Source organism: Bacteroides sp. An279 (genome assembly GCF_002159615.1).
GTDB classification, from domain to species: domain Bacteria; phylum Bacteroidota; class Bacteroidia; order Bacteroidales; family Bacteroidaceae; genus Phocaeicola; species Phocaeicola intestinalis.
In genome coordinates, this window is sequence record NZ_NFJA01000028.1 from 1 (window position 1) to 25,996 (window position 25,996).

Consider the following 25,996-nt stretch of genomic DNA (forward strand, 5'->3'; position numbering starts at 1 on the left):
CGCTCCTGTTCTTCGTCAGATAGCCCGCTATCTTCCTCATCACAGAAGCGGAAATGCCTCAAAAACTCATCCCAAATCATCGCACGATAAATTCAAAACAGCTTCTAAAGTGCCACACGCGAATATGCCGGTTTGTCTATTGAACAAAAATCCTTGTCCAAGTATTTGTAATAACCGGTGATGGCAATCATTGCAGCATTGTCTGTTGTATAGCCAAATTTAGGAATATAGATTTTCCATCCGTATTTTGCAGCATGCTCGCAGAATGCATTGCGCAACCCGTTGTTTGCCGATACACCTCCGGCAACCGCCACTTCAGTAATACCTGTATCTTTTACAACCTTACGCAACTTATCCATTAAGATATCGACAATCGTTTTTTCCAGCGACGCGGCCAAATCGGTTTTATGATGTTCTATAAAATCCGGTTCATCCTTCAACCAGTCACGAAGCGAATAAAGAAACGATGTCTTTAATCCACTAAAACTATAATCGTATCCCCCAATATGTGGTTTGCTGAATGTAAACGCATCCGGATTTCCCTGACGTGCCAGTTTGTCAATAATCGGTCCGCCGGGATAACCCAACCCCATCACTTTCGAACATTTGTCGATAGCTTCTCCGGCCGCATCATCGATGGTCTGCCCCAACACCTGCATGTCATTGTAGGCATTTACACGAATTATCTGCGAATTACCACCCGACACCAGTAAACAAATGAACGGAAACTTAGGCTGATCCGTATCTTCCTCAGACTCTTTAATAAAATGCGCCAACACATGACCCTGCAAGTGATTGACATCCACCAAAGGGATACCTAAAGCCAAAGCCAATCCCTTGGCAAAAGAAACGCCTACCAGCAACGAACCCATCAGTCCGGGACCACGGGTAAAAGCAATGGCACTTAGCTGTTCTTTCGTCACGCCTGCCCGCTTTAGCGCTTCGTGCACCACTGGCACAATATTCTGCTGGTGTGCACGTGAAGCCAGTTCGGGCACTACCCCTCCATAAGCTTCGTGTACAGCCTGGCTGGCAATGACACTGGAGAGCAACACCCCATTGCGGATAACGGCAGCAGACGTATCGTCGCACGAAGACTCTATTCCTAATATTATTATATCGTTATTCATAATCAGTAATTAATCAATGTGACAATGTGGCAATGTATCAATGTGCTAATGTGAGAATGTGGTAATGTGAAAATTAATTAACACATTGGCAAATTAACACATTGGCAAATTAACACATTGGCAAATTAACACATTGGCAAATTAACACATTGGCAAATTAGCACATTGGCAAATTAGCACATTGGCAAATTAGCAAATTAGCAAATTAGCACATTAGCAAATTATTCTTAATACGTCAATATCTCCAGTCCATTATCGGTCATTACGTAAGTATGTTCCCACTGGGCAGATGGCAGCTCGTCTTCCGTCACTACTGTCCAGCCGTCTTCCTCATCAATAAATACTTCCCATGTGCCCATATTAATCATCGGTTCGATGGTAAACACCATTCCAGGTACCAGCAACATGCCTGTACCTTTCCGTCCGTAATGCAGCACATCAGGTTCTTCATGAAAGTCCAACCCTACCCCATGTCCGCATAAATCACGTACCACAGAGAAACCATTTTTTTTGGCATGTTTTTCGACTGCATGCCCGATATCACCTACGAAACCAAAAGGTTGGGCAGCATCGGCACCGATATCCATACACTCGCGTGCCACCTGTACAAGCTTTTCTTTCTCCGGGGTTGTCTTCCCGATAATAAACATACGTGATGCATCTGCATAATATCCATTAAGGATTGTAGTGCAATCTACGTTAATAATATCACCTTCTTCCAAGATTTCGTCTTCCGAAGGAATGCCGTGGCATACCACTTCATTAATAGAGGTGCATACACTTTTGGGGAAACCCTCATATCCCAAACAGGCAGGAATGCCACCATGATTCACCGTATAATCGTAAACGATTCTGTCTATTTGAGCAGTACTCATCCCCTCACGGATTTCTTCTGCCACCTTGTCAAGCACAGCCGTATTCAGCAGACCGCTGCGCCGTATGCCTTCTATCTGCTCTGGAGTCTTGATTAAATCACGAGACGGGACCAAATGCCCTTTGTCCTGGTAATAAAGTACCTTTTTGTCCAGCTCGGTCAATTCTGTGCCCTTAGGCACCCTCCAGTTTAGCTTCTTCCTTTTTACCATAATCTTGATTCGAATTAAAATCTACCTGCAAAGGTAGAAATTTCTCGTTAAATCAAAAAGCAACCGACAAAATTTGATAATCATACTTTTCACGACTGCGCTTTCGACCATAATAAAACAGTTTCCAAACTTGATTAATGCCTTTTGCGTTTAAAAGTAAAAAAAGGAAAAGAAAAAGTTGAAAGTTTGGACAAAAATCGTTTACTTTGCCTATAAAATTTGAGCACCTTGATTTAATATTAATTAAAACCGAAACAAAATGAACAAAATTCAAATTGGCGAACATGCAGGCATTGTCTGGAATAAATTAAAAGACAACCGCCATTGGGAGTATGACGAACTCAAAAAAGCGACAGGATTGACCGACAGAGACCTTAATGCAGCCATCGGCTGGCTGGCACGCGAAGACAAAATCGATTTTGACATGGACGAACATGGCGATAGGATTTTCCTGACAGTCAATGTCTATATCGGATAAATTTAAAAATGAAGAATGAAGAATTCTTTGTGGGAGAAGCAGTTCATCATTCTCAAAGAATTCTTCTATTCTTAGAAGCTGTTTTGAATTTCTCCAAAAAGTTTTTCTTGGCTTGATGTGTTCGTTTGCGTGTGTGCTTTGGGCGATTTTTTGGTCCTTTCCACTTCTGTTCTTCGTCAGATAGCCCGCTATCTTCCTCATCACAGAAGCGAAAATGCCTCAAAAACTCATCCCAAATCATCGCACGATAAATTCAAAACAGCTTCTTAGAAACTGTTTTGAATTTCTACAAAAAAGTTTTTCTTGACCTGGTGTATTCGTTTGCGTACAATAATTTCAAAACAGTTTCTTCTTAAATGATTTTATTCACCGTTATGTCAGGAAAATCCTGCATGAACATCAACAACAATCCTTCTTCATTCTGCCGTTTTGCCTTGATGGTCATGCTTACGCTGTATACCACCTCTCCTCTCACGAATGACTCAGACATTTCATACGATACCACAATGTAGTTTTTCGAATGAAATGTAGCCGACACCCGTTTGATAGCCTCCTTATCACGGGCAGAAAACTCTACCATCAAATTCCGCAAGCCTATGCTTTTAAAGAAAAAACTCAGCACTTCCAGTCCTAACAAGACCAAAACCGTAGCAGCAATGCCAATGCCATACATTCCTGCCCCGATGGCAAGCCCGATGCCTGAAGTGGCCCAAATGCCTGCAGCCGTAGTCAGTCCACGCACAATCTGCTTTTGCAGGATAATAGTCCCGGCACCGATAAAACCGATACCGCTTACCACTTGTGCCGCGATGCGGCTGGGATCGAGGCGGACCAAATCACGCTCCAGCACATCCGAAAACCCATATTGCGACACAATCATCAACAATGCGCTGCCTAATGCCACCAGAAAATGTGTACGATATCCGGCTTCTTTCGCCCGATACTCACGCTCCAATCCTATCAATATGCCCATTACGCCTGCCAAAAACAACCGCAGGGCAAAATCCCAAGCTAAATCCATATCGACACTTGCATTTTATTCCACCAACTCGTAACTGCTTACCTGAATCGGCATATCCAAGTTATGAAGTATTTTTTCCAACATGATGCCTTCTAAATTATTATATTCGTAGCCGAATGTAGCACGAATACCCTGTAAAATAAACTGAGTAGCACGGTCCAGCGCCATAGGAAGGCTGTCTCCCTGCATCAGCGAACCGGTAATGACACTGGTAAACGTATCGCCCGTACCGGGATAATGAGCCGGCAAATACGGGCAAGTCACTTTCCAATAACGGTTCCCGAAACGGTTATAAGCATATACAGACGTAGAATGCGGATCATCCTGCACCGGCACACTGGTTACGATGACAATACTAGGCCCTTTATCCGACAATGCTTTAAGCGCATCCTTCAGACCGGCATCACTCATTTTCTCTTGAAAAGGTATATCAAGCAGGCGGCACAATTCGGTCATGTTAGGGGTAATAATATCAGCAAGACAGATTAATTTCTTCATTTCAGTTACCATTTCCTCTGTTATGCCTTTGTAAAGGTTTCCATTGTCACCCATAACCGGATCAACCACAACCAAGTCGGTAGAGCGGCGGAACTTCTGAATAAAATCTTCCACAATCTGAACTTGCTGTGGAGAACCAAGGTATCCCGAATAAAAAGCATCAAAACGGATTTCAAGCTGTTCCCATTTTTCAATGATACGGACCATTTCGTCAGTAAGATCGAGGAAAGAATAAACAGGATACTGCGTATGGGTGGAAAGAATAGCCGTAGGAAGCGGACATACCTGAAACCCCATTGAAGAAAGAATAGGCACAACTGCCATAAGCGATACACGTCCTACCCCGGAGAGGTCATGTATTGCAACAATCTTTTTACTTTGGTTGTGAAACAGCCGTCCGCAAGGATGGTTCTTTATTGGCTCTGCATGGGTCGCGACTTGTTTTTTACGCTTATACTTGTTTTCTTTTTCCCATGCCATCTTCCGTGCCTGATAAGACTCAAATTGTTTCTCGATGTAGTTGTCTGCCATAAGTAAATCCAAGAATTGAAATTAGTTTTATGAATGTCCGCATTTTGCCAAATTGCTTGTAAGAGCATATCGCACACGCTTTTTTGAAAGCTCCGCATGGATAAGCCGGCGCATTCGGACGCATGCAGCACGCCTCTACATTGGTCATTGCGGACATTCATATTAGTTTTTGCAAAGGACGTTACTTTTTGTGTAACAAACAAACTTTTTAAATTGAAATTAAGAGTCTGTTTTAAATTTCTACAAAAAAATTCTGCTCGTCTTGATTATCCGCTTTCGTGTGTGCTTCGGGCGATTTCTGTTGACACCACCATATACATAAACCCCTACGGTGCGAAGCACATAATTGACAGCATGAAGAGCACTCATTAAATATAAATGTTTATCTTTGCACACGAAACGATTTTAAGACTATTATTTTATGAATTACAAATTACTGGTACTCGATTTGGACGGTACGCTGACCGACTCTAAGAAGCGAATAACAACATATACGCATGACACACTGATAGAAGCCCAAAAACAAGGAGTGAAAATCGTTCTTGCCTCAGGACGCCCCACATACGGAGTGGCGCCGCTTGCCAACGCATTGGAACTAGACAGATACGAAGGGTATATTCTCTCATACAATGGTGGTGAAATCATTGACTGGAAAACCGGAGAAGTGATATATAAGAAATGGCTGGACAACGATGTATTACCTTATTTATATAATTGCGCCACAAATAATAGATTTGCCATAGTAACATACGACCACGAATTTGTATTGACAGAATCCCCTGATGACGAATACGTACTGAAAGAAGCCTTGCTGAATGTAATGAAAATAAAAAAGGTAGACAACTTCCTGGAAGCCATTCCCCGTCCCATCACGAAGTGCCTGATTGTGGGAGAACCGGAACGCCTTGCCATATTGGAAAAGGAAATGTACGAAAAGTTAAAGGACAGAATGGGAGTATTCCGTTCGGAACCTTATTTTCTGGAACTGGTGCCAAAAGGCATTGACAAGGCACAGTCGCTCTCGGTGCTATTGGAAGAAACAGGAATGAAGCGGGAAGAAATGATAGCCATAGGAGACGGATTCAACGACCTGTCAATGATACAATATGCAGGCCTCGGCATAGCAATGGCGAATGCCCAACAGGTAGTACGTGAAAATGCAGATTTCATTACGTACTCGAATGACGAAGACGGTGTAGCCCACGCAGTAGAGAAATTCATCTTCAAGACGAAATAACAAAGAAAGGAATTGAAGATAATCACATACCCAATGAAGATATATTAGAAGCTGTTTTGAATTTATCGTGCGATGATTTGGGATGAGTTTTTGAGGCATTTTTGCTTCTGTGATGAGGAAGATAGCGGGCTATCTGACGAAGAACAGGAGCGGAAAGGACCAAAAAATCGCCCAAAGCACACACGAAAACGGATACATCAAGCCAAGAAAAACTTTTTGGAGAAATTCAAAACAGCTTCTTAATTCCCCCTACAATATATCTTCATTAGCTGTTGCAGTTATATCAAACTATTCATGAAGTTATCTCTGCCTTGCATATCCATTAGCATAAGTGCGGAAGTCCATCCCGGCAATCCGCCCTTACATTTCATTTATTCCGTTTTCGGTTTCCGGTCGAAAAATGGGTTTTTCGATGATGCACTGACAGGAATAGCATAAACCTGCCTGCATCCATCTAACCAGTCAAGCTGCTGTGCAGCCAGTCCTGCCGAAAACATCACACGCGTATCTACCCGATGGTCGGCAGCAACAGAACAAGCCGAGCCAATCGCTATCCCAACATCTATACTGTTGATGGCACAAGGAACACCTTCCTTACGCGAAGCACAAGTTTCGTATCCGCAATGTCCGCAGTCAAGTCCTTGCGGCTGTTCGCGCGTACCGATGAGAATAATGCATTCGGCATCCAGAATATTATCTGCATCACGCAGGAAAAACTTAAGCCCGTTTTCCTCATACATCTGCTTCATCGTATCAGAAAGGATGCGGATATTACTTTCGGTCACCATCGCAATCTCAATAATATCAACCCCCTTGCCCTTAGGCGCAGTGCGTGCCGCCACCATCATCTGTTGGGCTATCTGTAACACTTCATCGTGGCGACTGTCTCTCTCGTTCAGAATCATATTACTCGTGAAATAATGTTACTGACACTATATTGACCAGACTTTAGAGCCAGTTAGTATCTTCTAACACGAATCTAAAGCCTGGCCATTCCTTATTTATTTCAAGATATCCAATTGCTTGAAACATTTTATCAGTTTCTCGATTGCGAAATCGATTTGTTCTTTTGTATGGGTTGCCATCAAAGCAAAACGCACCAATGTATCTTGAGGAGCACATGCAGGCGGGATAACCGGATTGATGAACACGCCTTCATCGAAGGCCAGCTTGGTAACTTCGAAAGTCTTGTCGGTATCACGCACATACAAAGGAATGATTGGGCTCTCTGTATCACCGATTTCGAATCCGGCATCACGGAACGACTTCAAGGCATAGTTGGTAATCTTCCACAAATTTTCCTGCCGTTGAGGTTCTGTCTGCAAAATATGCAAAGCCTCTATGGCAGCGGCCGTTGCAGCAGGAGTATTGCTTGCCTGGAATATATAAGAACGCGCATTATGACGCAACCAGTTGATTGTATCCTTATCCGCAGCCACAAATCCACCGATAGAAGCAAGCGATTTGCTGAATGTACCCATAATGAGGTCGATATCTTCCGTAATTCCAAAATGGTCGCATACGCCACGCCCGTTTCTACCAAATACTCCTAACCCGTGAGCCTCGTCTACATAAACAGTAGCATTATATTTCTTTTTCAATCTGACAATCTCAGGCAAATTGGCCAGGTCTCCTTCCATAGAGAACACACTGTCAACAACAATTAACTTAATAGCATCCGGTTCGCATTTTTGAAGTTCACGTTCCAGCGCTTCCATGTCATTGTGTTTGTATTTTAACTGAGTAGCAAAAGACAGACGGCGTCCGTCAACGATAGAAGCATGGTCGCGGTCATCACAAATGATATAATCACCGCGTCCTACCAATTGAGGTATAACACCCTCATTAACGGTAAACCCGGTAGAGAAACATAACGCTTCGTCTTTCCCGATAAATTCCGCCAATTCCTTTTCCAGTTTTATATGGATGTCAAGCGTACCATTCAACAAGCGTGAACCTGCACATCCTGTTCCGTACTTACGGGTAGCGGCAATGGCAGCATTGATAATACGTTCGTCGTGAGTCAATCCCATATACGAATTTGAACCGAACATTAGTACCTTTTTCCCGTCCATCATCACTTCCGTGTCTTGAGCACTGTCTATTTCACGGAAATAGGGGTAAACGCCTCGTTCCATATACATTTGAGGCGTTCTGAATTTACTCAATTTGTCTTGTAATAGTCCCATATTCTACTGTTTGGTAAATCTTTCTGATTTACATTATTTAATAATAGCCCTGCCATTCCATATCGGCAGATGTTACATAAAAAGAACGTGCAAAGATAATAATTTTAGCAAACTTAATAAGATGATAGTACAAAAAAAATGTTTCTTTCGACATTTATGCTATAAAAAGTGATGTTCATAAACAAAATAGTCTTATTTTTGTTCTTTAATTGAAGAAATGGATTTCCATTTGCGGACATTCATTATAAGAAACCAGCAGAACTATCATGAGCTCAAAACAAAGCATACAGTTTATAGTCAACCCAATATCAGGCACGCACGGAAAAGAATTTATCCTACATCTGATAGACAAACATATCGACCGAAACCGATATGATTATATAATACGTAAAACCGAATACGCCGGACATGCCAGCGAACTGGCACGACGGGCTGCAGAAGAAAAGACGGATATTGTTGTGGCTATTGGAGGCGACGGAACCATCAATGAAATAGGAAGATCATTGATCCATACTGATACTGCTATGGGAATCATCCCATGCGGCTCGGGCAATGGACTGGCACGGCATTTACATATTCCAATGACACCACATGGAGCCATTGAAACGTTAAATCAAGGTTTTATAAAAGACATCGATTATGGGATTATTGACCACCACCCTTTTTTCTGTACCTGTGGGGTCGGGTTCGATGCATTTGTCAGCTTAAAGTTTGCCGACTCGGGTAAAAGAGGATTACTTACATATCTGGAAAACACTTTGCATGAAAGCCTGACCTACCGGCCTGAGACGTATGAGATAGAAAACAGTTCGGGAACTGTAAAGTACAAGGCATTTCTAATAGCCTGTGCCAATGCTTCACAATATGGCAACAATGCCTATATTGCCCCACAGGCTTCATTAACCGACGGTATGATGGACATAACCATTCTGGAACCTTTTACCGTACTGGATGTACCGGCATTATCTTTTCAACTCTTTAATAAAACAATCGACCAAAACAGTCGCATCAAAACACTGAAAGAAAAAAAAATTACCATCCATCGCCGCAATGAAGGAGTTTTTCATTTCGACGGGGACCCAATGATGGGAGGCAAAGACCTGACAGTCGAGATAATACACCGTGGACTGAAAGTGATAGCACCTGAAAAAGGGCGGACATATACCGAACCGTTCAGTGTGTTACAACATTTTACCGACTTTATCGGCACCCGGCCACTCACTTCTACTATTGCAGAAAAGCATCGAAAGCTGTTACAATTAAACCAAAACTTGTTGCGAAGATTATCGAAGAAGTGAAATCTGCAAAGACCAGCCCATATTCCACCACAGAAGCCCATGCCCAATACATTGCGGGTATCTCCTGTGGTGGTCTTAATGCACAAAATGTTTCAAGGCGAGAACAGCTTTGATTATCCCCGGTCAAAAAGCCAAATAAAAATCTTTGACCAATTGAATAAAATCCGGACTATAGATGCGAGGCTCGGATTCTATAACCAATGTATCTTCTTTACAGGGAAGAATATTTCTGCTTAAAGTAAGCAAAACACGTTTAGGAGATATACCCGGTCTGGTCTGTACATCCGTCCGGCACATTGGATACAAATACCGTTCGGCAGCTAAATCAATAAAATGCCCTGACACTTCGAAAGGTAAGATAACTGAAAAACAACCATCATCCGTCAAAAGACGTATCACTGCATCTAACAAATCCTCAAACGTAAGAGCGCCTGTATGTCGCGCAGCATTCCGCTGGCTATCAGAGCAATAAACCTGCTCACGAAAATAAGGAGGGTTTGATAGGATTGTATCATATTTTCCTCCTTCAAATGCTGTAATATCTGCCTGTCTGATACTTACCCGTCCTTTCCAAGGTGACAATGCTACATTTTCGCATGCTTGCTTCGCAGCCTCGGCATCAATTTCTACACCTGTTACTTTAGCACGACAACGCTGAGCTATCATCAACGCTATCAGACCGCTTCCTGTACCTATATCAAGCACATTCTGAGAATGGCTGACATCGGTCCATGCTCCTAGTAATACACCGTCCGTACCTACCTTCATGGCACACCTGTCGTGCCAAATTTCGAACTGCTTGAATCGAAAGAAAGGATTTCCCATAAGCTAACTTTTCTAATTTTCGTCAAAAATAGATAAATCGCCTCTCATTTCAGCATGAAACACAGATTTATTTCACGTATTTGCAACTTTTCTGTTTTCGTATTCAAAGCAGATTGCTTAACTTTGTACCCGTTTTGGGATATTTATTAAACAAGAATAGACAAACCCACAATTATGGTAAGAAGGAAAAAAATAGAAATGGATATGAATGCAGTCTCAGACGAAGTGTCAATGGTAGCCGAGATAAGTGCAGAGCCAGAACAACCTTCAGTCGATGAAGTAAACAAAGAAATGCCTATTATGACATTACGTAACATGCTTATGTTTACGGGAATTGTCATGCCCGTTACGGTAGGCAGACAGGCTACACTCAAACTTGTGCGTTCTGCTTCGAAAAACAAACAGCATATCATTATAGCCACTCAAAAATCAGCCGAGGTAGAAGAGCCCGGAATAAATGATTTATATCCAATAGGAGTCATTGGACGTGTACTCCGAATCTTTGAATTGCCGGGAGGTGCTACCACCGTCATTTTACAGGCAAGCAATGTAAAAGTACGGTTAGATGAAATTACATCAACAGAACCTTACCTAAAAGGTAAAGTTGTAGTGGAACCGGAAAACCTGAATACGGAGAACAATGATGAATTCAAAGCACTGATGGATACATGCCTCGAACTTGCAAACCAATATGTGGACGCTAGTGACCGGTTGAGTCCAGATGTAACTTTTGCTTTGAAAAATCTACCGAAAGACCATATACTTGTAAACTACATCTGTACCAATTTCCCATTTGGATTGGAAGAAAAGTTTGACCTGATATGCAAGCCGACATTAACCGAACGACTGTATAACTTGATACAGGTATTAAACCGGGAAACCAAGCTGGCAGAATTAAAGCATGATATCCAAATGCGTACACGCGAAGACTTAGACCGTCAACAACGCGAATATTTCCTGCAACAGCAAATCAAAAACATACAAGACGAATTAGGAAACAGCCAGGAAGATGAAATAGATGGCTTACGTGCAAAAGGGAAAACAAAGAAATGGAGCAAAGAGGTAGCTGCGACATTTGAACGAGAAGTGCAGAAACTGGAACGCATCAACCCACAGTCACCTGATTACAATGTACAGCTGACCTACCTCCAGACATTGCTTTCATTGCCGTGGAACGTATACACAACCGACAATCTGAGCATTCTCAATGCCGAAAAAGTATTGAACAAAGACCATTACGGACTGGAAAAAGTAAAAGAGCGTATTTTGGAACATCTGGCTGTACTGAAGCTGAAGGGCGATCTGAAATCACCCATCCTCTGCCTGTATGGTCCTCCGGGAGTAGGAAAGACTTCGCTGGGACGCTCCATCGCATCGGCACTGAAACGAAAATATATCCGAATGTCGTTAGGTGGCGTACACGATGAAGCTGAAATCCGGGGACACCGCAAGACCTATATCGGTGCCATGCCGGGACGCATCATCAAAAGTCTGATGAAAGCTGAATCGTCGAATCCGGTCATCATCCTCGATGAAATAGATAAAATGGGAAACGACCGTCAAGGAGATCCTGCATCAGCAATGTTGGAAGTGCTTGACCCTGAACAAAACAATACATTCCACGACAATTACGTAGATATGGATTACGACCTTTCGAAAGTGATGTTCATCGCCACGGCAAACAACCTGAGCACTATTCCGACTCCTTTGCTTGACCGTATGGAACTGATTGAAGTAAGTGGATACATCACCGAAGAAAAAATAGAGATAGCCCGCCGTCATCTGATTCCAAAGGAATTGTTGGCCAATGGTCTGACCAAAGAACACGTAAAGTTCACCAAACCCGCCATTGAGTGTATTATCGAAAACTACACCCGTGAAAGCGGTGTGCGTGAGTTGGAAAAGAAAATCAGCAAAATCATGCGCAAAATCGCATTGGAAATTGCCAGCGACAAATTTACCAGCCAGCACGAACTGAAACCGGAAGACATCAAAAAATACTTAGGCACACCTGAATATTCGCGCGACAAATACCAAGGAAATGAATATGCCGGCGTGGTGACCGGACTGGCATGGACTGCCGTGGGAGGAGAAATCCTCTTTGTGGAAACCAGCCTGAGCAAAGGCAAGGGTGAACGACTGACCCTGACGGGAAATCTGGGTGATGTAATGAAAGAATCGGCCATGCTGGCACTGGAATACCTGAAAGCCCATTCATTCTTGCTTGACTTGCCAGATGGTATTTTTGAAAACTGGAACATTCACGTCCATGTGCCCGAAGGAGCCATACCCAAAGACGGACCGTCAGCGGGTATTACGATGGTAACCTCACTCGCATCAGCACTGACCCAACGGAAAGTAAAAGCCAACCTAGCCATGACAGGAGAAATTACTTTACGTGGAAAAGTACTTCCGGTAGGAGGTATCCGTGAAAAAATTCTGGCAGCAAAACGTGCTGGAATCACCAACCTCATCCTATGTGAAGAAAACCGGAAAGACATTGAGGAAATACAACCGCTCTATTTGAAAGGACTGACATTCCATTATGTGAAAGATATAAAAGAAGTACTTCAACTGGCACTGACAGACGAAAAAGTAACAGACGCTATCGACTTCGCTGCCATCATGAAAAAAGACAAAGAAAAAGAAAAGGAAGCCGAAACGCATACGACAAAATGAAATTTGAATTACAATATACAGACCCAAAATCGAATGCACGCGCCGGCCTGATAGAAACCGACCACGGGCAGATAGAAACACCTATATTCATGCCCGTGGGCACCATAGGCAGTGTGAAAGCCGTTCATTTGCGTGAACTGAAAGAAGATATCAAGGCTCAAATCATCTTAGGGAATACGTATCACCTGTACCTACGTCCCGGACTGGAAGTTCTGGAAGCAGCCGGAGGCCTGCACAAATTCAACGGATTCGACCGTCCGATGCTGACCGACAGCGGAGGATTTCAGGTATTCTCCCTTTCGGGCATACGCAAGATGCGGGAAGATGGTGTAGAATTCCGTTCGCACATTGACGGGTCAAAACATCTTTTCACCCCTGAACGGGTAATGGATATCGAGCGTACCATCGGTGCCGACATCATGATGGCATTCGACGAATGTACACCCGGCACTGCCGATTACGAATACGCCCGTAAGTCAATGGAACTGACGCACAGATGGCTGGACCGCTGCATCACTCGTTTCAATGAAACCGAACCCAAGTATGGCTATAACCAATCACTGTTTCCCATTGTACAAGGATGTGTATATACCGATTTGCGCAAACGTTCGGCAGAATATATCGCCTCGAAAAATGCAGACGGAAACGCCATTGGAGGACTCGCCGTGGGAGAACCAACAGAAAAAATGTATGAAATGATTGAAGTGGTCAATGAAATTCTCCCAACCGACAAGCCTCGTTACCTGATGGGCGTAGGCACACCGGTCAACATTCTGGAAGGCATCGAACGAGGAGTAGACATGTTCGATTGTGTAATGCCTACCCGAAACGGAAGAAACGGTATGCTTTTTACCAAAGACGGAATCATGAACATGCGCAACAAAAAATGGGAAAAAGATTTTTCTCCTATTGAAGCAGACGGTGCCTCCTATGTGGACACTATGTACAGCCGTGCCTACCTGCGCCACCTGTTCCATGCACAAGAACTGCTGGCGATGCAAATTGCATCCATCCACAACCTTGCTTTCTACTTGTGGCTGGTCAGTGAAGCCCGAAAACACATCATCGCAGGCGACTTCTCTACCTGGAAGCCAGCAATGATAAAACGAATCTCTACCCGCTTATAAAAAATACACACCGATGAAACTGACCGAAAAACTGAAATTAAGGACACGACTGCCGCATACAATGCCGAAAAAAAACATTGTTCCTGGATTGAAAAGTATCTTCCAGCAGAAATGGCTGAAACGTCTGGACCGATACATCATTGTCAAATTCTTGGGAACATACTTCTTTGCCATTGCCTTGATTATTTCCATCGCAGTAGTGTTCGACGTCAATGAAAACATCGACCGTTTCATCAACAACAAGGCTCCGCTGAAAGCCATTGTCTTTGACTATTACCTGAACTTCATTCCCTATTATACCAACCTGTTCAGCCCATTGTTTGTCTTCATTGCCGTAATATTCTTCACCTCAAAACTAGCAGAGAACTCGGAAATCATCGCGATGTTTTCTACCGGCATGAGCTTCAAGCGACTGATGGTACCTTATATGATTTCGGCTGCTATCATTTCAGCTGTCACTTTTGTGCTAGGTACAGAGGTCATCCCTACTGGGAGCGTCACACGACTGAGATTTGAAGAGCTCTACAAGAAGAAAAAATCAGCAGATTATGCACGAAATATCCAACTGGAAGTAGACACAGGAGTGGTAGCCTATATGGAAAGGTACGAAAACTACAACAAAACAGGCTACCGTTTCTCGCTCGACAAGTTCGAAGACCACAAATTAGTATCACACCTCACAGCACGCCGCGTGACATACGATACCGCATCGTACCACAAATGGATCATCCGTGACTACATGATCAGGGAAATGCGTGGAATGAAAGAAGTTATCACACGGGGAGAACGTCTTGACTCCATCATTAAAATGGAACCGCAAGATTTCCTCATCACACGCGGCCAACAAGAAACAATGACCAGTCCACAACTACGCGAATATATCCGGAAGCAGAAACAACGGGGATTTGCCAACATCAAAGAATTCGAAGTGGAATACCACCGACGGATAGCTATGTCGTTCGCTGCCTTCATCCTAACAGCCATCGGGCTTTCACTTTCTTCGCGGAAGGTGAAAGGCGGAATGGGACTGCATTTAGGTATCGGACTGGCATTGAGTTTCTCATACATCTTGTTCCAAACCATATCAGCTACCTTCGCCATCAATGGCAATATGCCACCGGCCATTGCTGTATGGATTCCGAACATTTTATACTTATTTATTGCTATCTACTTGTATCACAAAGCACCGAAATAAAGAGATAAACGTTATATGAATATTCACAAATAGCCCATACAGGAGCGTATACATACGCCCTGAAGAACAAATCAGGCAAAATGTGGATATTCATAAAACTCTCTATACATGGCTGAAGACAAAAGAAATAATATATGTTATGCAATGTTTTCTAATGACGCAATCAGCATCCATAATAGGCTAAAAAAATTATTCCCGTAAAACTGTATGAACTATATGCCGTCATGTGCTGATATGATGGAGTTCTCTATAAATATATCTTTTACAGCCTGAAGCAGTTTCTCTTTTTCAAATTTCTTCAATTTGCCCGGATATTTTAAGGCCTTTAAAAAATCTATAAATGAAAGGGCTAAAAATTTGAGACATTCTTCTTTCGTAGTCAACTTAAAATAACCTTCGAAATCCACCACAAAATCTACCGTGAGGCATTTATACATTCTTACTTCAGGAGTTACAGAACCCCTAAATTTCAAAGTTTTATCTTCATAATATTTAGGACGACGTGCTTGAAAGAATTGACTGAACTTAGGTGACAAGCATATAAGGCCTATACATATTTCTTCCACTAAATCAGAATTAAATCTAAGTAATCCTTTTGATAGTACACTCTCAAATGCATAGAGTGCATCTTTATAGAAGCTAAAACTTGAAAGTTCTCTGGATGTTTCTATTGCAAATGTCGTTTTCATACCTTGTTATTTTAATAGAACAATATACAAATATAATCGTTTTTTCTTATTATATAAAAGATGGTCTATTGCGTTTATTACCAGAAGGTAATTGTCCATTCTGAAAAAAGTACCAATACAACATTATTTTTTGAGACAATCTTGTAATTACTGTTGCATATTGAAATGCATTATAAGCCGGCAGTCAGATATTTATTTGATAATAATTAGTATATTTGCTTGTAAAATAGTGCCACTTTAGTTAATGAATTGAAGTGGCCATAATTAAATACTATAAATCTTATGGAATTTAAGAAACTGCTTTGAATCTCTACAAAAAGTTTTTGGGGCTTGATGCATTCGTTTCGTGTGTGCTTTGGGCGATAAATACAAAACAGTTTCTGAGCATTCCAAACACCGCTTCTTCAATAACTTTATTGCCAACCCGCTTTCTGCCATAGCTGCATACTGCTTCTTTGAAAAGAAGCCCACCATTGACTTGTGTTTTGCCAATGACGGGCTACCGACTATGTTTTGAATTTATATCGAACTTACATTATGTCTATACTTTTCATAATACAAGCACCGCCTACAGCTATAAGCCAAGATACAAGCCGCATCGTCTCAGTCTATTTCCTGTTTCAAACGTTCTACGTAGGCATCTATCCGGCGTAGTTCGGCGGGGATGTTGATACGTTGCGGACAGTGGGGGCTGCATTGGTTGCAACCGATGCAATGGCTTGCCTGCCGCAACTTCGGGACACTGCGGTCGTAACCGACAAGGAAGGCGCGACGGGCACTCCGGTAGTTCGCATCCTGTGTGCTTTCCGGGATGTTTCCCTCATTCAAACACTTGTTGTAATGGAGCAGGATGGCAGGTATGTCAAGCCCATACGGGCAAGGCATACAATATTTGCAGTCGTTGCAGGGAATGGTGTCGAAGCCCATCATCAGCGTGGCGGTTTCTTGCAGGAACGCGAAATCATCTTCCGTCAGCGGCTTCAAGGGAGAGTACGTGCGCAGGTTGTCCTGCAAGTGCTCCATGCGTGTCATGCCGCTCAGCACGGTGTGGACGCCGGGCAGGCTTCCGGCGAAACGGAACGCCCACGAAGCCACGCTCCTCTCAGGCTCGCGCTGCTTGAGGCGGGCAAAGATGGTGCTGGGCACATTGGAAAGACGGCCGCCCAACAGCGGTTCCATAACGACGGCAGGAATGTTCCGCTTCACCAACTCGTTGTACAGATATTCGGCATCGGTATTCCTCGGGTTGATTTGCTTGGCGTATTTCCAGTCCAGATAATTCAATTGAATTTGCACGAAGTCCCATTTGTATGCATCGTGCCGCGAGAGCAGGTAGTCGAACACCCGCACATCGCCGTGATAGGAAAAACCAAGATTGCGGATGCGTCCTGCCTTGCGCTCTTCCAGCAGGAAGTCGAGGATGCCGTTTTTCATGTAACGGTTCTCGAACTCTTCCATACCGTCACCCATGCCGATGCCGTGCAGCAGCAGGTAGTCCAGATAGTCTACCTGCAGTTCCTTCATCGAGTTGCGATACATGGCGATGGATGCCTCCCGGCTCCAGCTGGAGGGCGCGAAATTCGACAGCTTGGTGGCAACGAAATACGAGTCGCGCGGGTGACGGCTTAGGGCGATGCCGGTAGCGTGTTCCGACTTGCCCCGGCAATAGGCGGGCGACGTGTCGAAATAATTCACGCCGTGGGCGATGGCATAATCCACCAGTTCGTTCACCATCTCCTGGTCTATCTCCTCATTCCCCTCACGGGCGCTGCGGCCTCCCACAGAGGGCAGGCGCATCATCCCGAAGCCGAGCAGTGACACGCGGTCGCCCGTCGAAGGATTCGTGCGGTACGTCATTTCGCCCGTGGGTTCGGCTACAGCGGCAACTTTCTTTTCGCTGTTGGCGCATGCCGAAAGTCCGGTGACAGCCACGCTTGCCGCGCTCAGCTTGAAGAAGTCGCGGCGAGAGATATTTTTCTTCTGTTTCATTTTATTTCTTGTTTATTGATTCAACGATAATCTTAATCCTGCCGGATTGGGACTGACGACTGAGTCGACAGCGCTTCTCCTGACGGATTGATGCTGTCCCCGGCGGGGAAAGTGCTTCTCCTGGCGGATTGGTGCTGTCCCCGGCGGGGAAAGTGCTTCTCCTGGCGGATTGGGACTGCCCCCGGATGTTCTTATAGCTCGCTGTGCATCGTATGTCCTTCCACATAGATGGCACTGAACGGTCGGGCAGGGCACAGGTTTTCACACGCGCCGCAACCGATACACCGCTCGGTATTGATGACCGGAATCTTGACGGAGTCCGGGTCACTGCTGTCCGAGGGAATCATCAGTATGGCTCCCGACGGGCAATGGCGGGCACAGTTGCCACAATCTACGCCATCGGTCAGCGGAATACAGTTCTGTTTTATCCATACGGCGTGACCGATGCGCGTGGACGATTTTTCGGCAACGGTTATCGGACGGATGGCTCCTGCGGGACAGACTTCGCTGCATCGGGTACATTCCGGACGGCAATAGCCACGCTCGTAGGACATCTCAGGCTGCATCAGTCTCGTCAGGTCGGTGGAGGGGCGGAGCACTCCATTGGGACATGCCGACACACAAAGTTGGCAAGCTGTACAATGTCGGGCAAAGTCGCGTGCGCTCAAGGCTCCGGGCGGAACAATCGGTGTGGCACGTTTGGGTACCTTCTTGTCCTCGATGACTGCCAGTCCGCCGTCTACTTTCTTCTCCTGCGCATAGATTGCCGATGTAACGGCAAGCACGGCTGTGGCAGATAGGAAACTGCGGCGGGAAGCCCCCTCAACTCCCCCCGATGGGGAGTTTGGAGCTTCTATTTTAGAAGCCTCCCCTTCGGGGGAAGTTTGGAGGGGCTTGAGAGGTCTGAGGGGCTTAAGGCTGATGGCTCCGTGCCGGCACGTATCGATGCAATCCATGCACGCCACGCAACGGCTGTAATCCACAGTGTGTTCCTTTCCGTTGATGCACGCCGCCTTGCATTTTCGCGAACACAGTCCGCAAGCGTTGCATTTGTCCGTATCTATGGTAATCCGTAATAACGAGAAGCGGGAAAGGAAGCCGAGTATCGTCCCCACCGGACAAATGGTGTTGCAGTAGGTCCGTCCGTTGCGCCACGCCAATACACCTATTATAATAAGGGTGAGCACGGCAATGACAAACGTCGGCAGGCTTTTCATCCACACGTCCGTTTCGTAGAAGGCATAGCTGTCTGCCCGTTCGGCAACGTAGGCGAGCAGGTTGTTCCCCCAGCGGTATACAGGTGCAAACAGGTTGCTTGCAATCCTTCCGTATGAACTGTAGGGCGCGAGCAAGGCGACAACCGAACCTATCCCTGCAATCAGGGCAAGAATAAACAATGCCAGTACGCTGTAACGCAACCACGATTTGGCAGGTGACCAGGAGAAACGGTATTTTTTCTTTTTCCGTCGTCCGCTTATCCATGAAATGACATCTTGAAATACCCCTAACGGGCAGATAACCGAGCAGTACACCCGTCCAAGGACAAGCGTCAAGGCGATGAGCAGCACGATGACGCCCACGTTCAGGGCGAGCACTGCAGGAAGGAATTGTATTTTTGCCATCCAGCCGAACCAGGCGTGCATGGTTCCCGTGAAGTCGAGAAACAGCAGCGTGATGAGCGTAAAGAACAGAATGGCAAGTGTCAGTCTTATTTTTCTCAGCATATCGTCTTTGTTTTTATAGTTTCTGATGGTTTGCTTCCTTGATGCTCCACAGCGACACATGTTCGTTGCGGTAGCGGGCGTTGGGGTTCACTTCCTTCATCTGCTTGAAGAGGATGGCTTTCTGCGGGCAGTTGTGGATGCAGGCAAAGCAGAACTCACAATCGCCTTTTGTCTTTACCCCCGTGGATGTCAGTTCGTAATTGCCACGCGGGCATACCTCGGTGCAGATTCCGCAGCCGATGCAAGCATCTGTGATAGTAAAGGCATCCTGGCTATGCAGCAGGAAACCCGTTTCCGGATTTACGCCCGATGCCTGCAGGAATCCGGCATGCTGTTGCCGTTCCAGTTCCGTCACCGGTTCGTGCCAACGGCGCTGTGCAGCCAGGTCGGTGCGGATGCGTTCCAGGCTTTCGGGGATGTGCTTGTCTATCTTGATTTGCTCGTTCATATCGAAGTTAGGCAGCCAGTTGTCCACCATAATCATCGTGGTGATGTAGTCGAAGGGACACCCCGCCTTCCGGGAAACGTCGTCCCATATCTCGACGGAGCTGCATTTGCGGTTGCCGTAGGTCAGGATGGCAAACTTGTATCCGGCTTCCAAGTGTGCCTTTTTGATGAACTCCCGCACCATATTGGGCGGCATGTGCCCGTAGACGGGATAGACAATGCCGATTTCGTCTGCCTCGAACGTATAGCGGCCTTGCTTCACCAGTTGTGGGATACTGAGCAGTTCGGTGTGTTCGTCTGCCAGTTGGCGGGCTACATAGAGGCAGTTTCCTGTCCCTGTGAAATAGAGGATGATGCGTTTCTTTGTCTTGTTTTCGCACGCAGTCAGGGCCGGCATACCCATACAGGCGGCTCCTGCAACGAGCAGCCCCATCCGTTTGAGGGCGGAGCGACGGGAGATTGTTTCCATTGTATGCTTTTGTTTTAATTGGTTTTCAGACAAGGCAAAGGTACGGAACATAACCCGCCCTGACCATACACAGATTACAGAATATAGCACACATATTACAGAACGTCCCTGTTCAGACACGAAACGTTAAACCCATTTCACCGAATCTTATACCGATTTTACTGAAAGGCCTGCCGTGATGTGCTGTCTTTCAGAAGATTTCCGTATTTTTGGACAAACAAATTAAAATGTGAACAAGTATGGGTGAAATATTGGATTTGAAGACGATACATGACTACAACAAGTTTCTCGGTCTGGAGACACTGAACCCGCTGGTGGGCTTCGTCGATTTCTCGAAAGTGGAAGTACTGAAGCATCGTTGCAAATGCTTTGGCTTCTATGCCATTTTCTTGAAAGAGAAAATTCATGGACCTATTACCTACGGACGCAGCAAATACGACTATCAGGAAGGTACACTGGTGTTTATCGCCCCCGGACAGGTGGGTGGCATCAACGACAACGGCGAAACACTACATCCGCAAGGTTATGCCCTACTGTTTCATCCCGACCTTATCCGAGGAACATCATTAGCTCATAAGATGAAAGATTACACATTTTTTTCTTACGAGGCAAACGAAGCCCTGCATATGTCCGAGCGTGAGCGGCAGACTGTTTTCAACTGTTTTAATGAGATACAGGAAGAATTACGGCACGTCATCGACAAGCACAGCAGGAGCATCATTGTTTCCAACATCGAAGTCCTGCTCAATCATTGCCTCCGGTTCTACGACCGCCAGTTCGCTACCCGCGAAGCCATCAATTCGGATATCCTCACCCGCTTCGAATCCTTGCTGGGCAGTTACTTCGACTCTACTAAACCGGAAGAACTTGGGCTTCCGTCCGTTGCCTGGTGTGCCGACCAGCTTCACCTCTCCGCCAATTACTTTGGTGACCTTGTGAAGAAGCAGACGGGCAAATCTGCCATCGAGTATATCCATTTCGCCGTTATCAGCAGGGTGAAAGACCGTCTGCTGGAAACGAACAAGACCGTCAGCGAAATTGCCTACGAGGTGGGGTTCCAATATCCGCATCACCTGAGCCGGCTGTTCAAAAAGGTGGCTGGATGTACACCGAATGAGTATCGGATGCAAGGAAAGATAGGATGAATCCGGCTGTAACTCCAGCCTGTTTCATACAACCTGACTAAATTCGAATGTCCATCCAGAGGTTTCCAGTAATCCTCTTTTCAACATACATCAACTGCGTGACAAGATGCATTGCAGTCCTTGCCCAGTCCCAGTACCAGTAGGACTGCAGTCCTACTGGTACTGGGACTGGCAAAGCAGTTAACTGCCTTTACCGACATCCTCGTATTTTTAACCTGAGTCAATACCATTCAAAGAAAAGGAGTTGAAGCGGACTATTTATCCCGAAGTACCTCCACGGGTGGAATATGCACTGACCGGACGGAGCAGGTCACTCCTGCCCCATCTCAATGCATTGATAGAATGGGCGATGGAAAACAAGGACGCCATTCTGACAGACCGGCAAAAAGCGATGGAAAGGAAATGAATCCGTATCAAAGCCCGAGCACAGCCTTCTCTATCCAATATACCAGAATACCTGCCACGTAACCAATGAAAGCAATCCATGTGATACGCTTCATGTACCAACCGAAAGTGATTTTCTCCAGTCCCATCACCACTACTCCTGCAGCCGAACCAATGATGAGCATCGAGCCACCCACGCCCGCACAGTATGCCAGAAGCTGCCAGAAAATACCATCCTGCGCCATATCGCCAGCATCGGCCATCGGATACATCCCCATACAGCCTGCCACAAGGGGTACATTATCAACGATGCTGGAAAGTACACCGATGATGCCGGTGATGAGATAATGGTTGCCATCAAAAGTTTCATTCAATCCCTGTCCCACAATGGACAGCACACCGATTTCCTGCAGACATGCTACCGCCATCAAAATGCCCAGGAAAAAGAGAATGGTGCTCATGTCGATGCGCGAGATAATATTCGACACGCGCTTCTGCGTACTCTCGTCATGCTCTGGATGACTGCGGTAAAACAATTCGGTCACCACCCACAACGCGCCGAGCACCAACAGAATGCCTACGAAAGGAGGTACATGGGTAATCGACTTGAAAACGGGCACAAAGACCAGTCCCCCCACACCAATCCAAAATACCGCCTTACGCTGAAACCCGGTCAGTCCACTGCCCATGGAAACCGTGCCTGCATCAGTATCTGCCGACACGTTCCCTTTAAGCGAAAATGAAAGGATGTATGCTGGAACGACTATCGAGACAAGCGAAGGGACAAACAATTCCTTAATGACCCCTGCCGCTGTAATCAGACTTTTGTTCCAAAGCATAATGGTAGTCACATCGCCAATGGGCGAAAAGGCTCCACCCGAATTGGCTGCAATGATAATGAGCGAAGCATAAATCAGACGATCCCTGCGGTCGTCAATAAGCTTGCGGAGAATCATCACCATCACGATGGCAGTAGTCATATTATCCAGAATAGCCGAAAGGAAAAAAGTCATAATGGTAATGCGCCACAACAACGCCCGTTTGCTCTTTGTCTTCAGCATGTCGCGCACAAAATTAAAGCCGCCATACTGGTCGACGGTCTCCACGATGGTCATTGCCCCCATCAGAAAGAACAAGGTAGTGGCGGTACTTCCCAAATGTCCTTCAATAACCGAGCCTGCTGCTGCAGCCACGGCATCGGGCAAGATACCTGCCGGGAAATTGCCTGAATCGAACATATAAAGTGTCCAACAAACAACCAACATCAGCAAGGCTACAGCTGCCTTGTTGACTTTGGTCAGTGTTTCCAAAGCGATACATAAGTATCCAATCACAAATACAATTATGATTGTAACAGTTAAGGTTGACATTGAATGTTATTTTTAAGATTAATATTTATTTTTCAGCAAGAGCCTGACAGGCGAATGCCGCTGCCGCTATAATTTCCACAAGCACAAATGTACAAATTATTCTTCAAATTACCTAACAGCCTGTGACATTCTAGAGTATAAGGCTTTTACTCTCCAACAGGCAGTCAGCACAGCTGTCTGACTCCGGAAGACGTCTTTGCAAAATGCCCGAAGCCTGAAGGCATGCCGACCACCTGCTACAGATGCCACTGCCACATCACCGTGCCTCCAGCAACATGCTGTCAATCTTCACCACCTGATAAACACTGGGATAGGAAGCGGCAAAGCCTTCATCCGACTTTCCCGCATCAATCACTTCCAGTTCGGCATACACCGGTTTCCCATTCTTAATTCCTCCTGTCAGTTTATCATAAGCTTCCAGCAATTCGCCAGTCTTATCAATCACCCAATAGGAAACCGTGTCACCGTCCGGCGTAAACGAACGTGTCTCATGAGCAAGCACCAAAGTGCCCACAGTACGGAAACTGGTTTTCTTCGCCGGCGTAAGCTCTGCCATAGGTACGCTTCTGTCCCCTTGCCCATCGTTTCGGACATACCTCAAGACAAGTGTCCCCCGTTTCAAGAACAGGCTGTCTTGTGTCAGCCCAGCTATTTCAAGCGTGTCCGAAAAAGGTATGGTAACACCGTTGCCGATACTCTTTCCTGAAAGAACAAGTTTATCACCTTCCTGTTTCCACGACTCATACTGTAAAGTGGCCATATTAACGGAAGAAGCCTTACCACCTTCTTCCAATTTGAAGCCCTGTACGCTGTTTTCCATCCCAGGGACAGGTTCCACCCACGTTCCTTCCATCTGGGGCAAATCGCCGCATGACACCAGTAACCCTGCCAAGCACATCAGGGAACTCGCTCTCCATAAACAATTGTTTCGTTTCATAGTTTCTCTAAAATTAGAATGTTCATACAAAAATAAGCGAAATGTACCAGAAGCGCAACGTTCCTCCCTTAAGAATCGATAAATCTTCCAGCAAACTTTCCCAGGAAGATACCTCAGAAGAATCTTTTCAAAACGTTGTGTTTTTCCCTGTTTACATGACATAAATGCGCATGTTTTCTGGAGTAATCTCACAAGTTTTTTGTAAGTTTGCACCCATATTAATCTAATTTACTAAAATCATCCAAACACTGATAATATGGGAAACGAACTTCTGCGTTCCAACGAACGAATCTTGGCCATTGACGCTCTGCGCGGATTTGCCGTCATGGGAATCATCCTGCTGCACAACATCGAGCATTTCAATTATTATTCATTTCCGGAAGCAACCTCTCCTCTGCTTGCCAGCCTCGACAAGCATTTATGGGACATGCTGTTCTTTCTTTTTTCCGGAAAAGCCTATGCTATTTTTGCCCTGCTGTTCGGCTTCACTTTCTACTTGCAGAGCCACAACTGTGAAAAGCGTGGGCAAGACTTCCGAAACCGCTATATGTGGAGACTACTGCTACTGCTTGGCTTCGGATTTATCAACGCATCTTTCTTTCCCGGTGAAATACTGGTGCTTTATGCCTTGCTTGGATTTGTATTGGTTCCAGTACGCCACCTCTCCGACAAGACTGTGGCATGGATAGCATGTATCCTGATGTTACAACCTCTGGAGTGGTGCAAAGTTATCTATGCATGCTTCTTCCCTGATGCCAACCCCCAACAGATGATTTACTCGCTGACCGAAGTTTATCCGCAAATGAAAGAGTCATCACTTTGGGAACTGATAAAGACAAATTTAGTAACTGGACAACTTGCCAGCCTGAACTGGGCATGGTGCTACGGACGTGTGTTTCAGACAGCATCGCTTTTCATGGCAGGTATGCTGCTGGGAAGGAAAGGACTGTTCAGGCTTACTGACGAAACACACGGAAAGGTGATGCATTTTTGGCTACGGGTCGGCATTGCGGCACTACCTAGTGCGGTAGTACTTTACTACCTAAAAGACTTCATCTATTCCCAAATAGCGAACCCCTTCATGAAAGCATCAATGGAAACCATCTGGAATTCGTGGTATAACTTGGCATGCATGTTGGTGATGGTCAGTGCATTCCTACTCCTGTACTGGACAAACAAAGGGAAAGTACAACAACTGCTTGTACCCTACGGCAAAATGAGTTTGACCGACTATATCTCACAATCTCTCATCGGAAGTTTTCTTTATTACGGCTACGGACTGGGGCTACACCGTTATTGTGGAACCACATACAGTCTGCTCATCGGTATTGTGTTTTTCTTACTCCAGCTACTCTTTGCACACTGGTGGTTCCGACACTTCAAACGAGGACCTCTAGAGACCATTTGGCATAAACTGACATGGATACATGCCAAACGCAAATAATCCACTTATACCCCGAACGTAAAAGAGAGAAATATACACTAACGAAAGGTGCGCCAAAACAAAAGTCAACATTCATTTTATCACCCAAGATGCTCATTTCCCATG

Annotated in this window: 24 protein-coding genes and 1 pseudogene; 11 read left to right on the forward strand and 14 right to left on the reverse strand. The window is 45.3% G+C overall.

Annotation, left to right across the window (positions count from 1 at the left end):
• Positions 1–104 precede the first annotated feature (104 nt).
• Positions 105–1,130: a tRNA (adenosine(37)-N6)-threonylcarbamoyltransferase complex transferase subunit TsaD gene (tsaD, locus tag B5F78_RS06845; protein WP_087406347.1), complete on the reverse strand. Its 1,026-nt coding sequence runs from the start codon at positions 1,128–1,130 to the stop codon at positions 105–107.
• Positions 1,131–1,357: 227 nt separating this feature from the next.
• Complete coding sequence (gene map, locus B5F78_RS06850; RefSeq protein ID WP_087398366.1) at positions 1,358–2,215, reverse strand: type I methionyl aminopeptidase; 858 nt, start codon at positions 2,213–2,215, stop codon at positions 1,358–1,360.
• Between the two features lie 259 nt (positions 2,216–2,474).
• On the opposite strand from map, the gene B5F78_RS06855 reads away from it, so the two are divergent.
• Complete coding sequence (locus tag B5F78_RS06855; RefSeq protein ID WP_022039998.1) at positions 2,475–2,693, forward strand: winged helix-turn-helix domain-containing protein; 219 nt, start codon at positions 2,475–2,477, stop codon at positions 2,691–2,693.
• A gap of 52 nt (positions 2,694–2,745) precedes the next feature.
• Here the strand turns inward: B5F78_RS06855 and B5F78_RS16800 are convergent, their stop codons facing one another.
• The 3 genes from B5F78_RS16800 to B5F78_RS17110 form a co-directional block, all read right to left on the reverse strand.
• Positions 2,746–2,934: a hypothetical protein gene (locus tag B5F78_RS16800; protein WP_140400071.1), complete on the reverse strand. Its 189-nt coding sequence runs from the start codon at positions 2,932–2,934 to the stop codon at positions 2,746–2,748.
• A 111-nt stretch (positions 2,935–3,045) separates the two neighbouring features.
• The gene (locus B5F78_RS17105; RefSeq protein WP_087398365.1) at positions 3,046–3,714 is read right to left on the reverse strand and encodes an MgtC/SapB family protein; all 669 of its coding nucleotides are present in this window, start codon (positions 3,712–3,714) and stop codon (positions 3,046–3,048) included.
• A 15-nt stretch (positions 3,715–3,729) separates the two neighbouring features.
• Complete coding sequence (locus B5F78_RS17110; RefSeq protein WP_162608499.1) at positions 3,730–4,605, reverse strand: pyridoxamine kinase; 876 nt, start codon at positions 4,603–4,605, stop codon at positions 3,730–3,732.
• 559 nt (positions 4,606–5,164) lie between these two features.
• On the opposite strand from B5F78_RS17110, the gene B5F78_RS06865 reads away from it, so the two are divergent.
• Together B5F78_RS06865 and B5F78_RS06870 are read left to right on the forward strand one after the other, a co-directional pair.
• Positions 5,165–5,980: a Cof-type HAD-IIB family hydrolase gene (locus B5F78_RS06865; RefSeq protein WP_022039994.1), complete on the forward strand. Its 816-nt coding sequence runs from the start codon at positions 5,165–5,167 to the stop codon at positions 5,978–5,980.
• 72 nt (positions 5,981–6,052) lie between these two features.
• Positions 6,053–6,223 carry a hypothetical protein gene (locus tag B5F78_RS06870; protein WP_158098142.1) on the forward strand — a complete coding sequence of 57 codons (171 nt, stop codon included), beginning with the start codon at positions 6,053–6,055 and terminating at the stop codon, positions 6,221–6,223.
• A 128-nt stretch (positions 6,224–6,351) separates the two neighbouring features.
• Here B5F78_RS06870 and B5F78_RS06875 read toward each other — a convergent pair whose 3' ends face one another.
• A complete protein-coding gene (locus tag B5F78_RS06875; protein WP_022039993.1) occupies positions 6,352–6,885 on the reverse strand; it encodes a ferredoxin domain-containing protein in 534 nt (177 codons plus the stop codon).
• A gap of 96 nt (positions 6,886–6,981) precedes the next feature.
• Positions 6,982–8,169 (reverse strand): serine palmitoyltransferase, encoded by a 1,188-nt coding sequence (gene spt / locus B5F78_RS06880; RefSeq protein ID WP_087406348.1) that lies wholly within the window; start codon positions 8,167–8,169, stop codon positions 6,982–6,984.
• A gap of 266 nt (positions 8,170–8,435) precedes the next feature.
• Here spt and B5F78_RS06885 point away from each other — a divergent pair, with 266 nt between their 5' ends.
• Positions 8,436–9,467 (forward strand): diacylglycerol/lipid kinase family protein, encoded by a 1,032-nt coding sequence (locus B5F78_RS06885; RefSeq protein ID WP_022039991.1) that lies wholly within the window; start codon positions 8,436–8,438, stop codon positions 9,465–9,467.
• A 123-nt stretch (positions 9,468–9,590) separates the two neighbouring features.
• Here B5F78_RS06885 and B5F78_RS06890 read toward each other — a convergent pair whose 3' ends face one another.
• The gene (locus B5F78_RS06890) at positions 9,591–10,292 is read right to left on the reverse strand and encodes a tRNA1(Val) (adenine(37)-N6)-methyltransferase (RefSeq protein WP_087406349.1); all 702 of its coding nucleotides are present in this window, start codon (positions 10,290–10,292) and stop codon (positions 9,591–9,593) included.
• Between the two features lie 174 nt (positions 10,293–10,466).
• On the opposite strand from B5F78_RS06890, the gene lon reads away from it, so the two are divergent.
• The 3 genes from lon to B5F78_RS06905 all read left to right on the forward strand — a co-directional run bounded on the left by lon (position 10,467) and on the right by B5F78_RS06905 (position 15,293).
• Positions 10,467–12,971 carry an endopeptidase La gene (gene lon / locus B5F78_RS06895; RefSeq protein ID WP_087208872.1) on the forward strand — a complete coding sequence of 835 codons (2,505 nt, stop codon included), beginning with the start codon at positions 10,467–10,469 and terminating at the stop codon, positions 12,969–12,971.
• On the forward strand, positions 12,968–14,098 hold the full coding sequence (gene tgt, locus B5F78_RS06900; RefSeq protein WP_022039988.1) for a tRNA guanosine(34) transglycosylase Tgt: 1,131 nt from the start codon (positions 12,968–12,970) through the stop codon (positions 14,096–14,098). The genes lon and tgt overlap by 4 nt, the downstream gene beginning before the upstream one ends.
• A 61-nt stretch (positions 14,099–14,159) precedes the next feature.
• Positions 14,160–15,293, forward strand: coding sequence for an LptF/LptG family permease (locus B5F78_RS06905; RefSeq protein WP_087406362.1), 1,134 nt, complete (start codon positions 14,160–14,162; stop codon positions 15,291–15,293).
• Between the two features lie 212 nt (positions 15,294–15,505).
• On the opposite strand, the gene B5F78_RS06910 is transcribed toward B5F78_RS06905, so the two are convergent.
• Positions 15,506–15,982 (reverse strand): hypothetical protein, encoded by a 477-nt coding sequence (locus tag B5F78_RS06910; protein WP_087406350.1) that lies wholly within the window; start codon positions 15,980–15,982, stop codon positions 15,506–15,508.
• 382 nt (positions 15,983–16,364) lie between these two features.
• On the opposite strand from B5F78_RS06910, the pseudogene B5F78_RS17800 reads away from it, so the two are divergent.
• Positions 16,365–16,499: pseudogene (locus B5F78_RS17800) on the forward strand (IS982 family transposase); the annotation flags it as partial.
• Positions 16,500–16,585: 86 nt separating this feature from the next.
• Here the strand turns inward: B5F78_RS17800 and B5F78_RS06920 are convergent.
• From B5F78_RS06920 to B5F78_RS06930, 3 genes are all read right to left on the reverse strand, one after another.
• Entirely contained in the window at positions 16,586–17,971 is a 1,386-nt protein-coding gene (locus B5F78_RS06920) for an aldo/keto reductase (RefSeq protein ID WP_087406352.1), read from the reverse strand.
• A 191-nt stretch (positions 17,972–18,162) separates the two neighbouring features.
• Positions 18,163–19,695 (reverse strand): 4Fe-4S binding protein, encoded by a 1,533-nt coding sequence (locus B5F78_RS06925; RefSeq protein ID WP_087406353.1) that lies wholly within the window; start codon positions 19,693–19,695, stop codon positions 18,163–18,165.
• Positions 19,696–19,708: 13 nt separating this feature from the next.
• Positions 19,709–20,611, reverse strand: a complete 903-nt coding sequence (locus B5F78_RS06930; protein ID WP_239473425.1) for an EFR1 family ferrodoxin — start codon at positions 20,609–20,611, stop codon at positions 19,709–19,711.
• A 239-nt stretch (positions 20,612–20,850) separates the two neighbouring features.
• Between B5F78_RS06930 and B5F78_RS06935 the strand changes: the two genes are divergently transcribed.
• Complete coding sequence (locus tag B5F78_RS06935) at positions 20,851–21,756, forward strand: helix-turn-helix domain-containing protein (RefSeq protein WP_087406355.1); 906 nt, start codon at positions 20,851–20,853, stop codon at positions 21,754–21,756.
• A gap of 244 nt (positions 21,757–22,000) precedes the next feature.
• Complete coding sequence (locus B5F78_RS06940; protein WP_087406356.1) at positions 22,001–22,162, forward strand: winged helix-turn-helix transcriptional regulator; 162 nt, start codon at positions 22,001–22,003, stop codon at positions 22,160–22,162.
• A gap of 7 nt (positions 22,163–22,169) precedes the next feature.
• Here the strand turns inward: B5F78_RS06940 and nhaD are convergent, their stop codons facing one another.
• Both nhaD and B5F78_RS06950 read right to left on the reverse strand, forming a co-directional pair.
• Complete coding sequence (gene nhaD / locus B5F78_RS06945) at positions 22,170–23,510, reverse strand: sodium:proton antiporter NhaD (RefSeq protein WP_087406357.1); 1,341 nt, start codon at positions 23,508–23,510, stop codon at positions 22,170–22,172.
• Positions 23,511–23,766: 256 nt separating this feature from the next.
• Entirely contained in the window at positions 23,767–24,447 is a 681-nt protein-coding gene (locus B5F78_RS06950) for a lipocalin family protein (protein WP_087406358.1), read from the reverse strand.
• Positions 24,448–24,703: 256 nt separating this feature from the next.
• On the opposite strand from B5F78_RS06950, the gene B5F78_RS06955 reads away from it, so the two are divergent.
• On the forward strand, positions 24,704–25,891 hold the full coding sequence (locus B5F78_RS06955; RefSeq protein ID WP_087248039.1) for a DUF418 domain-containing protein: 1,188 nt from the start codon (positions 24,704–24,706) through the stop codon (positions 25,889–25,891).
• Positions 25,892–25,996: the final 105 nt, after the last annotated feature.

Bases quoted from the DNA above. Each gene is read 5' to 3' on its own strand.
- B5F78_RS06855 (WP_022039998.1), top strand. From the start codon at position 2,475: ATGAACAAAATTCAAATTGGCGAACATGCAGGCATTGTCTGGAATAAA.
- B5F78_RS17105 (WP_087398365.1), bottom strand. From the start codon at position 3,714: ATGGATTTAGCTTGGGATTTTGCCCTGCGGTTGTTTTTGGCAGGCGTA.
- B5F78_RS06955 (WP_087248039.1), top strand. From the start codon at position 24,704: ATGGGAAACGAACTTCTGCGTTCCAACGAACGAATCTTGGCCATTGAC.
- spt (WP_087406348.1), bottom strand. From the start codon at position 8,169: ATGGGACTATTACAAGACAAATTGAGTAAATTCAGAACGCCTCAAATG.
- B5F78_RS06910 (WP_087406350.1), bottom strand. From the start codon at position 15,982: ATGAAAACGACATTTGCAATAGAAACATCCAGAGAACTTTCAAGTTTT.
- B5F78_RS06875 (WP_022039993.1), bottom strand. From the start codon at position 6,885: ATGATTCTGAACGAGAGAGACAGTCGCCACGATGAAGTGTTACAGATA.
- B5F78_RS06950 (WP_087406358.1), bottom strand. From the start codon at position 24,447: ATGAAACGAAACAATTGTTTATGGAGAGCGAGTTCCCTGATGTGCTTG.
- nhaD (WP_087406357.1), bottom strand. From the start codon at position 23,510: ATGTCAACCTTAACTGTTACAATCATAATTGTATTTGTGATTGGATAC.
- B5F78_RS06885 (WP_022039991.1), top strand. From the start codon at position 8,436: ATGAGCTCAAAACAAAGCATACAGTTTATAGTCAACCCAATATCAGGC.
- B5F78_RS06920 (WP_087406352.1), bottom strand. From the start codon at position 17,971: ATGAAACAGAAGAAAAATATCTCTCGCCGCGACTTCTTCAAGCTGAGC.
- tgt (WP_022039988.1), top strand. From the start codon at position 12,968: ATGAAATTTGAATTACAATATACAGACCCAAAATCGAATGCACGCGCC.
- lon (WP_087208872.1), top strand. From the start codon at position 10,467: ATGGTAAGAAGGAAAAAAATAGAAATGGATATGAATGCAGTCTCAGAC.
- B5F78_RS06870 (WP_158098142.1), top strand. From the start codon at position 6,053: ATGATTTGGGATGAGTTTTTGAGGCATTTTTGCTTCTGTGATGAGGAA.
- B5F78_RS06930 (WP_239473425.1), bottom strand. From the start codon at position 20,611: ATGGAAACAATCTCCCGTCGCTCCGCCCTCAAACGGATGGGGCTGCTC.
- B5F78_RS06925 (WP_087406353.1), bottom strand. From the start codon at position 19,695: ATGCTGAGAAAAATAAGACTGACACTTGCCATTCTGTTCTTTACGCTC.
- B5F78_RS06905 (WP_087406362.1), top strand. From the start codon at position 14,160: ATGCCGAAAAAAAACATTGTTCCTGGATTGAAAAGTATCTTCCAGCAG.
- B5F78_RS06935 (WP_087406355.1), top strand. From the start codon at position 20,851: ATGGGTGAAATATTGGATTTGAAGACGATACATGACTACAACAAGTTT.
- B5F78_RS06890 (WP_087406349.1), bottom strand. From the start codon at position 10,292: ATGGGAAATCCTTTCTTTCGATTCAAGCAGTTCGAAATTTGGCACGAC.
- tsaD (WP_087406347.1), bottom strand. From the start codon at position 1,130: ATGAATAACGATATAATAATATTAGGAATAGAGTCTTCGTGCGACGAT.
- map (WP_087398366.1), bottom strand. From the start codon at position 2,215: ATGGTAAAAAGGAAGAAGCTAAACTGGAGGGTGCCTAAGGGCACAGAA.
- B5F78_RS06865 (WP_022039994.1), top strand. From the start codon at position 5,165: ATGAATTACAAATTACTGGTACTCGATTTGGACGGTACGCTGACCGAC.
- B5F78_RS16800 (WP_140400071.1), bottom strand. From the start codon at position 2,934: ATGATTTGGGATGAGTTTTTGAGGCATTTTCGCTTCTGTGATGAGGAA.